This window comes from Frankia sp. CcI49, assembly GCF_001983215.1.
Classification (GTDB): Bacteria; Actinomycetota; Actinomycetes; order Frankiales; family Frankiaceae; genus Parafrankia; species Parafrankia irregularis.
Genome location: NZ_MOWP01000007.1, coordinates 244,967 through 260,462, shown reverse-complemented (window position 1 = coordinate 260,462; position 15,496 = coordinate 244,967). Strand labels below are relative to the sequence as shown.

Here is a 15,496-nt window from a genome sequence, read left to right as displayed (position 1 = left end):
TCTCGGACACCAACATCTACACAGAGCCAAAGATGGCCATTGAAGTAGCTTCACTCTTCGCTCATATCATCCGACCAAAGTCCGGCAACATCTGTGGATTCCGGGCGTCGATGAGGATTTGCAAGATTACGTATAAAACCATTACTTAGGTCATGCATCATGAAGCGATGCCGCATATCCTTGGGAATATGATTGTCTACAACTATCAACTGATACGGGCGGTCAAGGCTATTCAGTCTTGACCCGTATCTCGCATCAACATAGTCAAGAAACTGACTGTAGACCCGGTGAGCCAATGCGGTATCGTACTCGTTAGCGCCGAAATTCTTCTGCGGAGAATCGATCATCAAAAGGCCAGGGAGTAGCGATATCGAGTTCCCTAGAGCGTAGGTCAGGAGCGCGAGGCTGTAACCTATACTGACAGCGGCGCGTGCGCCGCCCCCTCGCTGCCCGAAATTCTGCTCATCAACAAGAGGAAGTAGAGTTGATGGGTCAATCCTTGCTTGACCAGTGGCATGCGGCAAATCCATGCCATCCACGACAGCTCGGAAGTCTGAATTAAGATTATCGATCACCCGAGCGATCGGCTCCAGCTCCGCTTCCGCCAGATGAAGCTGCTCAAGAAGCTCCTTTTCCTCCTTCTCGCAATTTTCGATTTCTTTATCTCGACGCTGAAGTTCACTGTGAGAGCTACGAATTTTTTCGAGAACCTCGATCTCACGTCTAATCGCAGCTAGACGTGCGGCGGCATCAGCAATTTCGTCTACACGTGGACTGACTGGAATTTCGAGTAGCTTGGCCTTCAACGCCTCGTTGAGTCGATGAAGTTCAATTTTCGCACCCTCAGCCAAAGCGAAGGCCGACTCGCACTTCAGTAGCAGTCCACGYTTCCGCACATCCTCATCTTCGCGACGTTTCTCGAGCCTTCGACGCTCGTTCTTGATTGCAAACTCCGGCAAATCCTGGGCACACAGATAGCAGCGACCAGGAAGGTTTCTATCAACCGACGAAGAGCAGGCCGGACATAGAGCCTCAATTTGATGCAATCGGTAAGAATCTCTAGACGCCGCACCGTCTCGCTCCTCAAGATGAGCCAGTGCCTCTACAATCTCCCGAAGCGCATTCTCTGACTTTCCAAGCTCCCAGCGCAAACCATCGAGATCGTACTCTGCGTCGGCCATACTAATTCTAGCTTTCATAACTTCGGTACGAAGTTTGTCCGCAAAGGAGCTCGATAGTCGGGCATCTGATTTCAAAGCAGCGAGGTCCGCGTCAGCGACGGACTCGTCACCGCGGAGCTGGACGAGCCTTTGCTCGACCACGGCGACATTTGTCACATCGGAGGAGTCGACATAACCCCTGATGAGATCCATATTTCGACGCAGGCGCCTTATCTTATTCCTCAGGTCCCGAACAGCACCGGAGGTGCGCTCATATTCCGCCGTCGTCAAATTCAGTAGAAGTTTGAGTACAACCCTGCGTTCGGTATCGCGTTCCTGTGGCCTTACAATATGTCGGTCTATATCCTGTTGGACCAGATAACAGTAACTAAAGACGTCGTCCGCGAAGGTCAAACGCCTGTCTCCGGGGAGACGAACAGCCGATATTCGATCGTCCATACCTAGGCGCTCGAGAATCCAGTCGGATAGACTCTGCTTCTCGCCACGATCCTTTAGTCCGAAGCTCCCCTCGGGTGTTCCTGAAGCGTCAAAGATCTCCACCTCCGACGAGCGAGGAAACCTGGATCGATTAAGTCGATATACACCCGAGCCGATTCTGACGGTTACTTCAACCTCAACGAGCTGAATCTCRACGGCGCCTCGAAATTCCCTAATATCCCTACCAAAGGCAAACGCGACGCAATCCAACATCGAGCTTTTTCCACGGTCGACGGGACCGACCAAAGCAACCAAGGGCGCGTCGAGATTGTACGGTTCCTGCCAGCCGTCATGCGTCCGAATCCGCAATGCCAACAATCGCAGCGTCGAGGACATCTATTAGTTTTCCTTCACCGTGCGCAGAAAATCACCGCACGGCGGTCTATCCGGAGATCTCATCCTCCGCGCCCCCGCACGACGATCAACGAAATCCTATGTCGCACTGTAGTGGTCTCGACACCATTTGTCGACTCCAACGGCGGGTTGGGCGTACGTTGACCATACGCCCAACCGCGAGTACATCACGTCGCGAGGATCCGCGAGACCACTTCCTGGACTTGAGGCAAAACGAGCCAGAGCTGCGTCAGTAGGTATGCATAACGAGCCACACCCATGGCGAGTCCAGCTAGCCTACGGAGCAAAGATGTGGTACTGTAGCCGGGAGTCCTGACTGCCAAGATGGGCTTGCTGTGGCGAGGGGCCCCCATCAGGCGGCAACCTGGTGAGATGGGGCCCTTTCGCTTCTTCAGAACTTCAGGCGGCTTGAACCTACACTGCCTCCTGCTGTCCGAACGGTGTCGACCCACGGGTTTCGTTCCTCCTCAGGGTAGGTGGATTGCGAGGTTCAGCCGGTCGGCCGCCCTCGGGTTTGCCCTGTACCGGGTCTCCTCCGGACTGAAGCGGATAGAGATATACGCCCTTACGAACCCGACTCAGGCGCTTTCTCGACACCCAGTAACCAAGCGCATTTGAGATCTTGTTCGCAGGCGTATCGACGCCCATGGCAGCGAGTCGATCAGCGACTTTGGTCACTGTGAACTCCTCCCCCGGGTCGATCGCGTCCCAGATCAGTCTCCTAAGCGGGATTGCGTCTGCCCGATACGGCCTCGGGAAGTCTCGAGTTTCACGGAAGGGAGACTCTTGCGCAGGAGTCTGGGCCGTGTCCTTTCGATCCCGGTTCGACCCTCTTGTTCCTGTTGAGGGTCCTCCACCTCGATGCACGATGTCGAGGCATGCACGGTAGAGCGAATCCGGAATTTTCGCCTCGATGCCCACGACACGGGCCTGATCCACCGCTTCTGCGATGGATCGCAGCCTGAGGACTAGATGGTCGACCTCGTGGGAGCCAGACTCTTCCGATCGAGGATCGGCCATGCCTCCCACCTCCATCCTCCTAGACTCACGCTTACAAGACAGACTCTACATGACGTGAGAAGCAACTCTCGGATGGGGGGGCCGTAGACGACACCCCGCCAGGAGGAGCACGACACCGGTTGTCCCGCTCATCGATCGGGTGCGAGACCAAGCGGGACGATGCCCCACAGCAGTGGGCCAGCGCACTCAACGATCGGTGTGATGGTAGACGCTGCCAGCTGCACCGACCGGTCCCTATCCGATGTTCTTAGCGTTCGCATTGCCGGCGTAGCCTGCCCGTCGAATCTTCGCGTGAGCGGGTTCGACGGACACGGTCGGGCCGTTGACCTGCAGGTTTAGGTTCGCATTAGTGCTGGTTGGGTGCACTCAGGCTCGCGATCAAGGTCGTGTGCCGTGAGAACGAGTTCGCGCGCCGATCCTGACGGTGGTAGACGGCCGCACCGGACGCCACTGGTCACAGCGGCCATCGGCCACCAGGCCGGCCCGAGGAACCCCAGGGCAGGCACGCGGTGTGCGCGAACAGCCTGATCAGTGGCGGTTCCGTGCGGTTGACCTGCTAGATGAGTGAATACATACTTCATCTTCATGTCGTCTGTGGATGTCGGCGCGCCGGAGGGGCCGAGCCGATTACGGGTGCCCGCCAGCTGGACGGAGGCGACTGCGGCATGGTTCACGGCCGCCATCGCCGAGAACTGCCCGGGTGCCGCGGTCGAGAGTGCGGTCCTGGTGGAGCAGGACGACGGCACCAACCGGCGGGCACGCTTCGACCTCACCTACTCCGCCGGTTCCGGCCCGAGCCGGGTCTTCCTGAAAGCCGAGGGCGTGCACCGGGAGGTGCACGCCCGCAACGGCAACCTCTTCAACGAGCCGGAGCTGTTCGCCTCGGGCGTCCCGATCCCCGTCGATCATCCACGCTCCTACCGGGTGATCATCGATCGTCCCGGGCTGGACTACGTGATCATCATGGAGGATGTGACCGGGCGGGGTGCCGATCCGCGGGACTCGACCCGCCCGATGACGGTGGACCAGGTCGCGAACGGGTTGCGTGGGCTGGCCCGGCTGCACAGTCGGTACTGGGGGTTCTCCGCGGCGACCGAGCCACGGCTCGCGTGGGTACAGACGTGGGCGCCGACCGAGGGTTTCCAGGCCGGCCTGCGGACCTATACGCCCGCAGGCCTGGAACGCGGTGCCGGCAGCCTCCCCGCGGCGGTGACGGCGCGCGGCGGTGACGCCCACGTCGACCTGTGGGCGCGCTACGTCGCCACGCTCGGCCGCGAGCCGGTGACACTGCTGCATGCCGACGCCCACATCGGCAACACATATGTGCTTCCCGGCGACGAGGTGGGCTTCCTCGACTGGCAGGTCCTGCGCCGCGGCGCGTGGCCGCAGGACGTCGGCTACTTCCTGGTGGGCTCGCTCACGATCGAGGACCGGCGTCGCGCCGAGGTGGATCTCCTCCGGGAGTACCTCGCCGCACTGGACGTCCCGGAGGAGACCAGACCGACCCTGGATGACGCCTGGCTGCGCTACCGGGCATCCGCCTCCTACGGGCTGACGATCTGGCTGTCGACCCTCGGCACCGACGGCTATCAGAGACGGGAGGTGTCGACGGCTCTTGCCGAGCGTTTCGCCGCCGCGTTCGTCGATCTGGACGCCGAACAGGCCCTGGCCGCCATCGAACGTTGACCCCGGGCGCTCCGGTGCGGACGCGGCACGGCCCCCGTACAGAGTGAACGCACACTCGAAAGTTCCGGTTCAAACGCTCCTACGAAGAATATGGAGTACCGCCATGGACACCGGCACCGCCCATACCCGCCCCGACCCGGGGTTCCGGCCCCCCGGAGCCGGGACCGCGGACGTGGCCGGGCCCGGGCAGTCGGTGTCCACCTCGCTGCTGGGCTCCGGCCTGGCACTCAAGGCAGGTGCCCACGTCACGGGCGACACGGTGGCCGGCGGGCCGGTGCTGGACGGCGAGCAGACCGGCTACGGCGCCGCCTACCGCATCTACCAGGCACGAGACGGGCAGTGGTTCGCCCTGGCGGTGCCGGACCACGCCGCCTGGGAACGCCTCCGGCGGACGGCCGCCGCACCCGGCCTGCCCACGTCCCCGCCGCCGCTGCGGCTGGTGGGCGGCGAGCCTCAGGAAGCCGAGATCCTCCTGGAGGAGGTGTTCCGCACCGAGCCGGCCGGCGCGTGGGTGCGCCGGCTGCACGCCGCCGGCGTGCCCGCCGAGCTCGTCGAGGAGGTCGACCGGGTGCGGCTTGTCGCCCGCGTCCTCGACGACCCCATCGCCCGGCAGACCGGCCGGATCGCCAGCTACGACTGGGGCGCCCGCGGACGCACCGAAACGCCCGGCTGCCCGTTCGGTATCGGGCCGGCCGCACGTCCCTCGGGGCGCCCCGGCATCCCCGGGCTGGGACAGCACACCGCCGAGGTACTCGAGGACATCGGTTTCGACGCGGACGCCCGCGCCGCCCTGGTCGCCTCGGGCACCGTGAAGGGATAGCCGATGGGCCCCAGCACCGATATCCGGCAGGATCACCACCCGCGGGGAGACGAGGCGTGCATGGACCGGCTCGACCGGCTGGAAGCAATCGAGGAGATCCGCAACCTCAAGGCCCGCTACTTCCGCTACATGGACTCGAAGCTCTGGGACGATCTGGCGACGGTCTTCACGGCGGACATGCAGGTCATCACCCCAAATGGGGACGTCTGGATGAAGGGCGGCGCGAACTACGCGGCCAGCCTCCGGTCCAGTCTGACCGACGCCGTCTCCTGCCACCAGGGCCTCACCGGCGAGGTCGAGGTTGTCGACGAGCGGCACGCCACCGGCATCTGGGCCATGCAGGACGTCATCGAGTGGGCGGACAGACATCCGCGTGAGGGCTGGAAGAGCATTCTGGGCCGGGGCCATTACCACGAGACGTACCGGTGGGAGAAGGGCCGATGGCGAATCGCCACGCTGACCCTCACCCGACTGCGCCTGGACATCACATGGCCGGGCGACGCACACCCGGGAGTAAACGGTGACTCTTGACGTCAGCGACGAGGCGTTCCACCGCAACGACGCAGATCCGTACTGGCGGGAAAGCGTCTGGTTCCATTTCTCAGTCCCCGAACGGAACCTGATCGGGTTCGTCTATTTCTTCTTCGATCCCCGCACCGGTGTCCCCGGCGGAGGGCCGGCTGTCTGGGACCCCAGCGGCGCGGAGACCTACGACTGCCTTTTCTACGACTGGCGGTGGCTCCAGCCCACGATGGAGAACGCCGATCTCCGCAAGCTCGAACTGCCGAACAGCCTGCGACACGAGGTCCTCGACCCGATGCGGCGTTACCGGCTGTCGTACGCGAACCTCGGGCTGGAGCTCGACCTCGAATGGTCGGCGCTGATGGCGCCGCACGAGCTCCGTGAGGATCCCACGTCGATCGTGAGCGGCGCCCGCCACTTCGACCAGCCCGGCCGGTGTACCGGATCCCTGGTGCTGCACGGGGAGCGCCTCGACGTCGACTGCTTCGCGCTGCGGGACCGTACCTGGGGGCCGCACCGGCCGGGCGCCACCCGGGCCGGCGACTACCTGTGGGCGATCGCGTCCCCCGATGCGCACTGGCACGCGATCACCGGCGCGACCGACCGGCCCGGGGTCGAGATCGTCCGGGACGGCTACCTGTTCCGGGACGGGGTCGTGGGTGACCTCGTGAGCGGTACCCGGCGGGTGGTCGAACGGCGCGGCGACGCCCCGGCCCGCGTCGAGCTGGAGGCCGTTGACGAGCACGGCCGGGAGCTGCGTGCCGCGGGTGAGGTCCGCACGTTCCTGCGGTGGTTCGGCTGGCCAGGCCGTCTCGCCTACTGGACCCTCACCGACTGGCACTGGGACGACCAGCGGGGATGGGGCGAGAACCAGGAGTTCTTCCCGCTCGCTGATGTCCGGGCGCTGCGGCGGTGAGCCCGGACGTCGGCGAGCGGACGGCCCTTGGCGTGAATCGCTAGGAAGCACCCTCGACGACCTCGAAGGCGTTGCCGTCCGGGTCACGAAAGACCGCGACGCGTATGCCCGGGCCGAAGGTTAGGGGGCCCTGCAGCAGATGGCCTCCGGCATCGGGCACACACGCAAGAATCTTGTCCAGGTCGTCAACATAAAGGGTGAGGTACTGAATGCCGGTCGCGCCGACGAAGAGCGAGGGCGGGTCGGCGGCGGCCGGTGGCTGTACAGGAACCATCACCTTGATGGCTGTGCCGGGTGCCTGGAGGCGATGGACGACGCCTGTCTCCGACTTGATCACCGGGAGCTGCTCGAGCTCGAAGACCGTGGCGTAGAAGGTCGCCAGCGCATCGTCGGCGCTGACGAGGCCCACCTCGACTCGCGCTACCGCCATTCCATTCCTCCGAAAATCTCGACCGATGGCTCGGAAAATGCCGCTGGGGACGACCAGCTGGTCGTGTTCACGTCGCCACGGCGGCGCGGGCGGGCCGCCGTGGCGTCCTCGGCCTTCAGGTGACCCGCAGCGACGCGCGGACCGCACCCTGCCCAGGCACGCGGCGGTCCGCCCAGGCCGGTGCGCCGTCACCGTTGAACACGATTGCTCGCGGCACGTCAACGCCTCCTCGCGGTGATGTGCGTTGATTGTTATCCACCAGCCGACCGGCAAGTCAATACTTGACAGTCAACTGACAAGTCATGCCTTGATCGCCGTGGTGGTGGATGACGGACTGCGGTGCTGGTTGGGTGCACCCAAGCTCGCGATCAAGGTCGTGATCTGCGGGAACGAGTTCGCGCACGGCACTGACGACTGACGGCAGAAGAGGGCCCGCCGTACGCCACTGATCACAGCGGCCATTGGCCACCAGAGCGGACCGAGGAACCCCAGGGTAGGCACGCTGGTGTACGCGACGGCCATGGGCAGTGTCGTCACGTTTTGGATGCGGCCCTCGTCGTCGATACGGGCAGGAGCAGAGCCCGATGCGACAAGACATGTCCAGGTCCTCACCGACGACTCCGGGTCGCCCCTTCAAGGATCCCGGCGATGTCCTCGACGGAGTCCTGGGCGCCGGAGGCGACACTCACGACGAGGTCGTAGGCCTCATCGTTGGTCAGCGTCAGGCGGCGGCCGTTGACACCGTAGAAAGCGATCAGACCGGCAAGAGCGAGCCGCTTGTTCCCATCGACGAGGGCATCGTTACGAGCCAGCGAATGCAGGAGCGCGGCGACCTTGCCGTCAGGAGTGGGATAGGCGTCACGGCCGAACACCGTCGCCCGTGGGCGCGCGAGAGCGGATTCGAGCAGGCCATGGTCCCTGACCACCGGTTCGGAGCCGATGGCCCGCTCGGCGATGTACAGCAGTTCGCGAAGCGTCAGATAGATCATTCGCCAAGCCGACGGAGCGCCTCCGCATACCGCGGAAGCTCCTCGTCCAGCACCTGATCCAGCAACTCCGCCCGGCTGTGCGCCTCGATGTACTCCCGGATCGCCTCCCGGGCGATCTCCTGCATCGACCGCTGTTCCAACTCCGAACGCAGACGCAGAGCCTCTGCCTCGTCATCCGTCAAGCGCAGTGTCATCGCCACCACCCAACGGTATCACCATTGATACCGTCGCCGGACCCGTACCGTGGTCGCGGCGACCGGTTCCTATCCGATCCTCCTGGCGTTCACGTCGCCTGCGTAGCCGGACCGCCGGATCTTCGCGTGGACGGGCGACGTGTCCGGCGGACGTGACGTCCACCGGGCACAGATCGAACGCTGACTGGCGGACCTGCGAGCGCGTGGACAGTCCCACTCCACGGTGAATAAAGAGTTACCAGGCGTCAGGATCGCGGTCAGAGGCACGCCGAGGCCGACTAACTGTCCGTTCCCTAGGGATCATGAGAAGCTCCGTGGGAGCCGAGAAGTGGTCTGAGAAGTCCCGGTGGGTCTGAGAAGTTGATCGGCGTGTGTCGGCTGATGTTCCGTCGAGCCCCTCTGGCGCTGGATCGACGACCTCCGCGACCAATGGACCCGTAGCGACCTGCCATCGGCTCTACGAGCATCAACCATCGGCTCCCGCAGCGTCCACCTGCTCCAGGCCACTGAGACGAAAAGCTTCGTCGAGCTCGCCGAGCTTCGCGGGCGACAGGCTTCCGGCCTTCTCGATCAGGTCTGCCCTGGTCAGGGTGACCAGCCATGTGCAAGGAACGAGGCCTGGGCGTGGGAGCGCGACTCGCAGGACACCGCCCAGGGGCAGTCCCTCGGGGGCGCCTACTGCCACCTCGACAGCCACGCCGCTGATCTCGATGTTCGCTGGAGCGACGACCTGTATGGCCCGGAACCCACCGGGCTCCTCTCCCGAGAGCAGAACGACCGGTCGCCGCTCATCGAAGTCCACCCACCAGACTTCGCCGCGTTCCATGTGTCCTCCTACACGGGACGGCGGGCGCACCCCGCACGACCGCGCAGAGCACGCATCGGTCGTCAGCCACGCCCGGATCTCCCTCACCGACTGCCATCACATCACTACGACGATCGTCCGGTCGCCGAAACTCCCAGCTCCGATGGGACTCACCCGCGGTCCGGCCCGCCCCCTCCGTTGAGCACGGACCGCCGTCGCCGGGACGAGCTGCCCGGTGGGCGCGGGATCAGCGCATGATTCCGGTGTGGCCCAGGGAATAGCGCCCGGGTTGCGGCCAGACCGTGAGGCCGTGCGGTTCGTGCCCGACGGGGATCTCGGTGAGGAGCCTGCCGGTGGTCGGATCCGCGCCGTTCCCGCCGCCGGTGTCGAACACGTAGACGACATCGCTGCGCCGACCGGCGAGCCACAGGCGGGTGCCGTCGGCGTTGACGTTGCCCATGTCCGGGGTTCCCCCGCCGGGGATCGGCCAGTTGGCCACCACCGCGCGGGTGGCGAAGGAGATGACCGAGACCGAGCCCTGTGTTCCGGCGTGCGGGAACGGCGGTTTCATCGACTGCATCTGCCCGCCGCGGTTGGCGACGTAGAGGAACCGGCCGTCGCGGCTCGGGTAGAGCCCGTGGGTCTCCGGCCCGGTGTGCACGAAACCGACCTTGGTGAAGTTGTCCCCGTCGATGAGGTGGACTCCGTCGGAGTTCATGTCGGCGACGTACCAGACCCCGCCGGCCGGGTCGATCTTGATGTCCTGCGGTGCCGCCTCCCGGCCGAGGTCGAGGTAGCCGAGGACGCTCTGGTGGGCGAGGTCGATCTTGACGAGCCGGCCGGCGAACTCACAGGTGGCGATCGCGTAGGAACCGTCGACGGAGAAGTCGACATGGTTCACGCCCGCGCAGTCGCTGCCCACGTCGAGGCTGTGCCGCAGCGCGAACGTGTGCGGATCACGGAAGTCGATTTCGTGGTTCGCCTCCGCGATGACCATCGCGTTGGCCCCGTCGGGCGTGAAGTACAGGTTGTACGGGTCGGCGACGGGCACCGCGGGCCCGGACAGCCGCCCGGTGCGCGGGTCGATCGGCGACAGGCTGTTGCCCTGGTTGTTGTTCACCCACAGGGTCCGCAGATCCCAGGACGGGACGACGTGCTGCGGCGCACGGCCGGTGCGGTAGCTCTCCACCACCCGCAGGGTGCGCTGGTCGATCACGGTGACCGTGCCGTCGCGCAGGTTCGGCACGTAGACCAGCGGCGGGTCGTCGCGCACGGCCGGGCTCAGCATCCCCGCGCGGGCCTGGGAGTAGACGTCGGCAGCCGGGACGCCACCGCCACCGGCGGCACCGGAGGGGCTCGCCGGACCGCCCGTCCCCGGGTGCGACATCCCTGGGTGCGAGGCGCCGGCAGTGGCATCGGCGGTGGCTCTGACGGCGGTGGCCTGCGCATTCGAGCCACGCCCGATATCGGTGGCCAGGTAGAGACCAAGGGCGAGTACCGCGACGACCAGCGTCACCGTCAACAACAACACCCTCGGATCCCAACGACGAAATCTGTTCGTTGTTCGCCGACGATGGGAGGAGGCTCGGTCCGGCACGGGGTCAGCCTAGCCACGCCGGATGCGCTGGGCTCAGGCACTCCCATTTCGGCCGGGGGAGTGGAGGTGGATGTGCCTCGATTCCTCGCCCGTCTCATAGCTCTCACATCCCGCCACGGAATACTGGGGACGGATTCGGCGAGCGAAGCCGGACGCCTTCGGGACTTACGGAAGGGAACACCGACTGTGGCCAGGAACCGGACCGGATTTTCCCGGCTACCGTCGCACCCGATGACCGCGGGCCACGTCGAGCAGCCTCCGCTATGACCGAGATATGCGACCACGGCCTCTCCCGCCGCCGCTTCCTGGCCGCATCCGGCGCCGCGGCGGCCGCAGCCGCCGCCGGCGGCCTCGCGGCCTGTGCCGGCGGAGGGCCGCATCCGGCGGCGTCAGCCTCACCGTCGCCCGCCCCGCAGGCTTCCACCGCGGCCTTCGGCACCGCGGAGACCGGCACGGCGGCACCCTCCGCGGCGTCGGACCTGACCGGCCCGGGGCTGGTGCCGGGAGGGCCCGCGACTGCGATCACCCACGGCCCGCGGGACCGGCCCCGGGTCGCGCTCACCTTCCATCTCGGTCCGCACGAGGCCGGCCAGGATCTCGCACTGGCCCACCAGCTGCTCGCCGACGCCGCCCGGCTCTCCGTGCCGATCACGGTGTTCGCGGTCGGCCAGTGGCTGGACGGCCATCGCGATCTCGTCCCGACGATCCTGGCGGCCGGTCATGAACTGGCGAACCACACCCTCACCCACCCGACGCTGACCGCGCTGCCCGCCGATCAGGTGGCCACCGAGATCGCCGGCTGCCGGGACGTCCTCGCCCGGCTCGCCCCGACCCAGGGCCGCTACTTCCGGCCTTCCGGCACGAGCACCGCCACCCCGCTGATCCTCGCCGAGGCCGGCGCCGCCGGTTACCGCACGGTCGTCGACTTCGACGTCGACCCGCTCGACTACACCTCCCCGGGAGCCGACGCCGTCGTCGCCCGCATCCGCGCCGACACCAGGCCGGGCTCGATCGTGAGCATGCACTTCGGGTACCCGGGCACCGTCAGCGCGTTTCCCAGAATCGTCGCGAACCTACGCACAGCCGGACTCACCCCGGTCCGGGTACACGACCTCCTCATCTGACCCGACGCAACGCACTTCCCTCAAACCAGCCAGCCTCCGGGTAACCCGGGGCGGTTCGTTCTGCGCGACATGGCGCACGGTGTATGCGAGCTGGCGGATCTCTGTTTGGTCTTCACGGCGGTGGAGTGCGGTGAGTGGCCTCCTTTGGACGGGAGACCACAAGGGTGGCTGTCGTTATGAGCAGAACCGCGATCACCTGCCGCGGGCTGAGCTGCTCCCCCAGCAGGAGATAGCCGACGACGGCGCCGACCGCGGGCCCCAGGCAGAGCAGGACGCCGAAGACCCTGGCGCTGGTTCTCCGCAGCGTGTGGACGTCAAGTGTGTAGGGCAGCGCCGAGGAGAGGACCGCGACCAGCAGGCCCAGGGCCAGGTTCCTCGGGTCGCCGAGGCGGTGGACGTGCCCGAAGGCCAGGGCGAACGGGGTGAAGACGCAAGCGCCGACGAGGAGGGCGACGGCGAGACCTGACAGGTCTGCGGTCGTGCGTCCGATGTGCCCGGCCAGCAGGACGTAGGAGGCACGCAGGATCGCCGCGAGCAGGCCCAGTGTCAGGCCGGCGGCGGTGACCCCAGCTCCGTGGGGAAGGGCGATCAGGGTGATTCCGCCGAGGGCCAGTACCGCCGCGAGGGCGTCTGCCCGACTCCGCGACATGACGGTCGCCACCGCGAGTGGCCCGAGCAGTTCCAGGACGGCCGCGATGCCGAGGGGTAGGTGCGCGACGGCCTGGAAGTACGCCATGTTCATGGCCGCGAGTACGCATCCCAGTGCGGCTATCGGGCGTATACCCCTGGCACAGGTGACCCGAAGGCTGGGCCGTGCCAGGGCGAGCAGGAGCAGCGCGGCGAACCACAGGCGCATCAGGACGGTCGCGGTGGTGCCCACGGCGGGGAACAGGTTCTTGGCCGCCGCGGCGCCGCACTGCAGGCTCAGGACCTGGGCGAGCACGAGGCCTGCGGGCACCCACCGGCCCCGGGCACCGGCCTGGTGGCGGTGTTCCGGGTCACGGCTCGGGTCCCGCGGGCCGGCGTCGCTAGCGGGCCCGAGCGGCAGGTACCGCGTTCGCATGGGCTCGGAACTCCAGGCCCCCCGCCGCGCGCATACGCGCTTCCACGCCGCGCCAGTACTCCACGGTCAGGTCGAGGAAGCCGTCGAACCCGACCTGGACCCGGGCAAGGTCCGTGGGGTCGGTGCACACGTGGGCGGCGGACTCGACAGCCTGGATCCGATGTTCCTTCTCCGCCTCTCCGATGTGGACGTAGAAGTACTCGCAGTGCTCGTGAAACTCCTCTTCGGAGCTGTAGTAGCTCTTGTAGTTGCGAAAGCCCTCGTACAGCCTCACCATCATCGAGTACGCCAGCCATTCCTGCGCCAGCAGGGCACCCTGGACAACCCGCTGGTCCGCCGATGTGAAGAGCGCGCGCTGCCCGGAGCTGAAGGCCAGGGTGCTGGGCAGGGGCGACTCGTGGTACAGCTCATCGATCGTCACCGAATACCCCGAGACCCGCCCGAGAAGATCCGCGAGAAAGTTCTCGAGAAGGGTGAGATGAACTTTCTCTGGATCACCTCCACCATATTCGGAGAACAGATTTTTCACGCATTCTGTCCGCGCGGCACGGTCCGCCGTATTCACCACGGACAGCGCTACTATCTCGCTCGTCCTGATGGTTCTGGTCAGGTATTCGACGGCGAACACCCTGACTTCTTCCGCCGGCAGGGAACGGGTCGTCCACCTCTCATAGAAGTCGTTCCGCAGTGCCTCGTGCCGGAAGACGGAGCTGGCCATCTTCTCGATCTCTTCCCTCAGGATGCTCACAGGCGTCGCGTGCATCACCGTCATGGACTCAGCCTCTCTGGCGGTAGGCGCGTCTTGCATGGCTCCTCCGAGAGTGCTGGAATGACAAGGTGCAATTCAACCATTACAGTATGCACGGGGCTCATCTGGCGGCTGACCTGGCAAATCTCGAGAGGAATGCGCCCGCGCATCTGGTGCGGGCGGTTCTGCGGGGCCATGCGGTGGTCGAGGCGGAGCTCGACAACGATGCCGCGCGGACGGATCTGCTGCGCTGGGCCGACCGACTGGACGCGTGTTTCGGCCTGCCGGCGGACCACCGGCTCTACGATCTGGTCAATGACCTGCTGGCGGAAGCAACCGGCTCGCCGTATATATCCGCGCATGACGGACGTCCGCACCTGCATTATCGGCTTCCCGATTCTGGCGTTGTCGCGCGGATCAAGGCGATCACGTGCGCGGGGTTGGCTCAGGTGATCTGCGGTGGCGGCGCGGGCCGACTCGGGCGATGCGAACGCGCGAGGTGCGAGATGGCGTTCGTTGACGTGTCTCGCAACGGCCGACGCAGCTACTGCTCTGTGCGATGCGCGAACACGGCTGCCGTGGCACGCCATCGCGCCACGGCAGCGGAGATGGCGGACCCGGCGTCTCTCCGCGGCGTCCGGTCGCACCGCCGCAGTAGCCTGCCTTGAGGATCATGGGATGACCAGTGGCCGCCGGAAGGAGCAGGGCGTACAGGTCGTCGAGCGGCGGAGCGAGGTCCCCGCCACGGCGGCCCAGGTGTGGGCTCGGGCAAGCCGAATCGAGGGAGTGAACGACGAGCTCAGGCCGTGGATTCGGATGACGGTCCCGCGATTGCTGCGCGGGGCCACCCTCGACGACCTGCCAGTGGGGGGCAAGGCCGGCCGAAGCTGGCTGCTGCTGCTCGGATTCCTCCCGTTCGACTACGACAACCTCGTCATCGCCGAATGCGAGCCGGGCCGGCGGTTCCTCGAGACTTCGACGATGCTGTCGATGCGGCGGTGGGAGCACGAGCGGACCCTCGAACCGGGCAACGCCGGTACCCGGACCGTGGTCCACGACCGGGTCACCTTCGAGCTGCGGCAACCTCTCGCCCGCCTTCCCGGTCTCGACGCCACGCTGGCCTCGGTCGTGTCCAAGGTGTTCGCGCATCGCCACCGACGTCTGCGGCGCTCCTTCACGCCGACGGTCGACTGAGACGAACCGGTCGCGGCGTAAGGACGCGAATCCTGGCCCAGTCACCGGCCTGACCTTCCGGCCTGATTGTCCGGCCTGACTTCTCGACGCACCGCCCCAGCGGCACAAATGCCGACCGCCTGGTCGCGGCCACGGTCAGGATCTCCCACATCGCGCCCCGGCAGCGGTCGCTGCCGTCTGTCAGGCAGTGGTGCGCCGACTTCCACGTCCTCCATATCCTCGGCGCGAGCTGTTGGTTCGGTTCGAAGAACCTGCCTCGAGCAGCTTCACGGATTCCGCCGGAGTAGTGGTCACGAACACCACGATTCTCACCTGCGCTTCCGGCGCAGACGGAGACCCCGCAGGTTCCTTCGTGACAATTTCCACCAGCACCAGC

General features: G+C 65.9%; 15 protein-coding genes. 7 read left to right on the top strand and 8 right to left on the bottom strand.

The window, feature by feature from the left end:
* Positions 1-50 precede the first annotated feature (50 nt).
* A complete protein-coding gene (locus CcI49_RS41435) occupies positions 51-1,994 on the bottom strand; it encodes a hypothetical protein (RefSeq protein ID WP_131831028.1) in 1,944 nt (647 codons plus the stop codon).
* 1,623 nt (positions 1,995-3,617) lie between these two features.
* Here CcI49_RS41435 and CcI49_RS07500 point away from each other — a divergent pair.
* The 4 genes from CcI49_RS07500 (at position 3,618) to CcI49_RS07485 (ending at position 6,976) form a co-directional block, all read left to right on the top strand.
* Positions 3,618-4,718 (top strand): phosphotransferase, encoded by a 1,101-nt coding sequence (locus CcI49_RS07500; RefSeq protein ID WP_076825323.1) that lies wholly within the window; start codon positions 3,618-3,620, stop codon positions 4,716-4,718.
* A gap of 103 nt (positions 4,719-4,821) precedes the next feature.
* On the top strand, positions 4,822-5,538 hold the full coding sequence (locus tag CcI49_RS07495) for a CoA transferase (protein WP_076825244.1): 717 nt from the start codon (positions 4,822-4,824) through the stop codon (positions 5,536-5,538).
* A gap of 3 nt (positions 5,539-5,541) precedes the next feature.
* A complete protein-coding gene (locus CcI49_RS07490) occupies positions 5,542-6,069 on the top strand; it encodes a nuclear transport factor 2 family protein (protein WP_241839944.1) in 528 nt (175 codons plus the stop codon).
* On the top strand, positions 6,059-6,976 hold the full coding sequence (locus tag CcI49_RS07485; RefSeq protein WP_054566825.1) for a hypothetical protein: 918 nt from the start codon (positions 6,059-6,061) through the stop codon (positions 6,974-6,976). The genes CcI49_RS07490 and CcI49_RS07485 overlap by 11 nt, the downstream gene beginning before the upstream one ends.
* 40 nt (positions 6,977-7,016) lie before the next feature.
* On the opposite strand, the gene CcI49_RS07480 is transcribed toward CcI49_RS07485, so the two are convergent.
* The 5 genes from CcI49_RS07480 to CcI49_RS07460 all read right to left on the bottom strand — a co-directional run bounded on the left by CcI49_RS07480 (position 7,017) and on the right by CcI49_RS07460 (position 10,919).
* Complete coding sequence (locus CcI49_RS07480) at positions 7,017-7,406, bottom strand: VOC family protein (RefSeq protein ID WP_054566824.1); 390 nt, start codon at positions 7,404-7,406, stop codon at positions 7,017-7,019.
* A gap of 608 nt (positions 7,407-8,014) precedes the next feature.
* Positions 8,015-8,395, bottom strand: a complete 381-nt coding sequence (locus tag CcI49_RS07475; RefSeq protein ID WP_076825240.1) for a type II toxin-antitoxin system death-on-curing family toxin — start codon at positions 8,393-8,395, stop codon at positions 8,015-8,017.
* A complete protein-coding gene (locus tag CcI49_RS07470) occupies positions 8,392-8,589 on the bottom strand; it encodes a ribbon-helix-helix protein, CopG family (RefSeq protein WP_006541402.1) in 198 nt (65 codons plus the stop codon). Before CcI49_RS07470 ends, CcI49_RS07475 begins: the two co-directional genes overlap by 4 nt.
* Positions 8,590-9,055: 466 nt before the next feature.
* Positions 9,056-9,415 (bottom strand): type II toxin-antitoxin system PemK/MazF family toxin, encoded by a 360-nt coding sequence (locus tag CcI49_RS07465; RefSeq protein WP_054566822.1) that lies wholly within the window; start codon positions 9,413-9,415, stop codon positions 9,056-9,058.
* A gap of 226 nt (positions 9,416-9,641) precedes the next feature.
* A complete protein-coding gene (locus CcI49_RS07460; protein ID WP_076825321.1) occupies positions 9,642-10,919 on the bottom strand; it encodes a YncE family protein in 1,278 nt (425 codons plus the stop codon).
* A gap of 335 nt (positions 10,920-11,254) precedes the next feature.
* On the opposite strand from CcI49_RS07460, the gene CcI49_RS07455 reads away from it, so the two are divergent.
* The gene (locus CcI49_RS07455; RefSeq protein ID WP_076825238.1) at positions 11,255-12,115 is read left to right on the top strand and encodes a polysaccharide deacetylase family protein; all 861 of its coding nucleotides are present in this window, start codon (positions 11,255-11,257) and stop codon (positions 12,113-12,115) included.
* A 112-nt stretch (positions 12,116-12,227) separates the two neighbouring features.
* Here CcI49_RS07455 and CcI49_RS07450 read toward each other — a convergent pair whose 3' ends face one another.
* Entirely contained in the window at positions 12,228-13,178 is a 951-nt protein-coding gene (locus CcI49_RS07450; protein ID WP_054566820.1) for an EamA family transporter, read from the bottom strand.
* Positions 13,144-13,950: an iron-containing redox enzyme family protein gene (locus tag CcI49_RS07445; RefSeq protein ID WP_076825318.1), complete on the bottom strand. Its 807-nt coding sequence runs from the start codon at positions 13,948-13,950 to the stop codon at positions 13,144-13,146. The genes CcI49_RS07450 and CcI49_RS07445 overlap by 35 nt, the downstream gene beginning before the upstream one ends.
* A 65-nt stretch (positions 13,951-14,015) precedes the next feature.
* Between CcI49_RS07445 and CcI49_RS07440 the strand changes: the two genes are divergently transcribed.
* Together CcI49_RS07440 and CcI49_RS07435 are read left to right on the top strand one after the other, a co-directional pair.
* Entirely contained in the window at positions 14,016-14,594 is a 579-nt protein-coding gene (locus CcI49_RS07440; RefSeq protein ID WP_054566819.1) for a CGNR zinc finger domain-containing protein, read from the top strand.
* Positions 14,595-14,604: 10 nt separating this feature from the next.
* Entirely contained in the window at positions 14,605-15,120 is a 516-nt protein-coding gene (locus tag CcI49_RS07435) for a hypothetical protein (RefSeq protein WP_054566818.1), read from the top strand.
* Positions 15,121-15,496 lie beyond the last annotated feature (376 nt).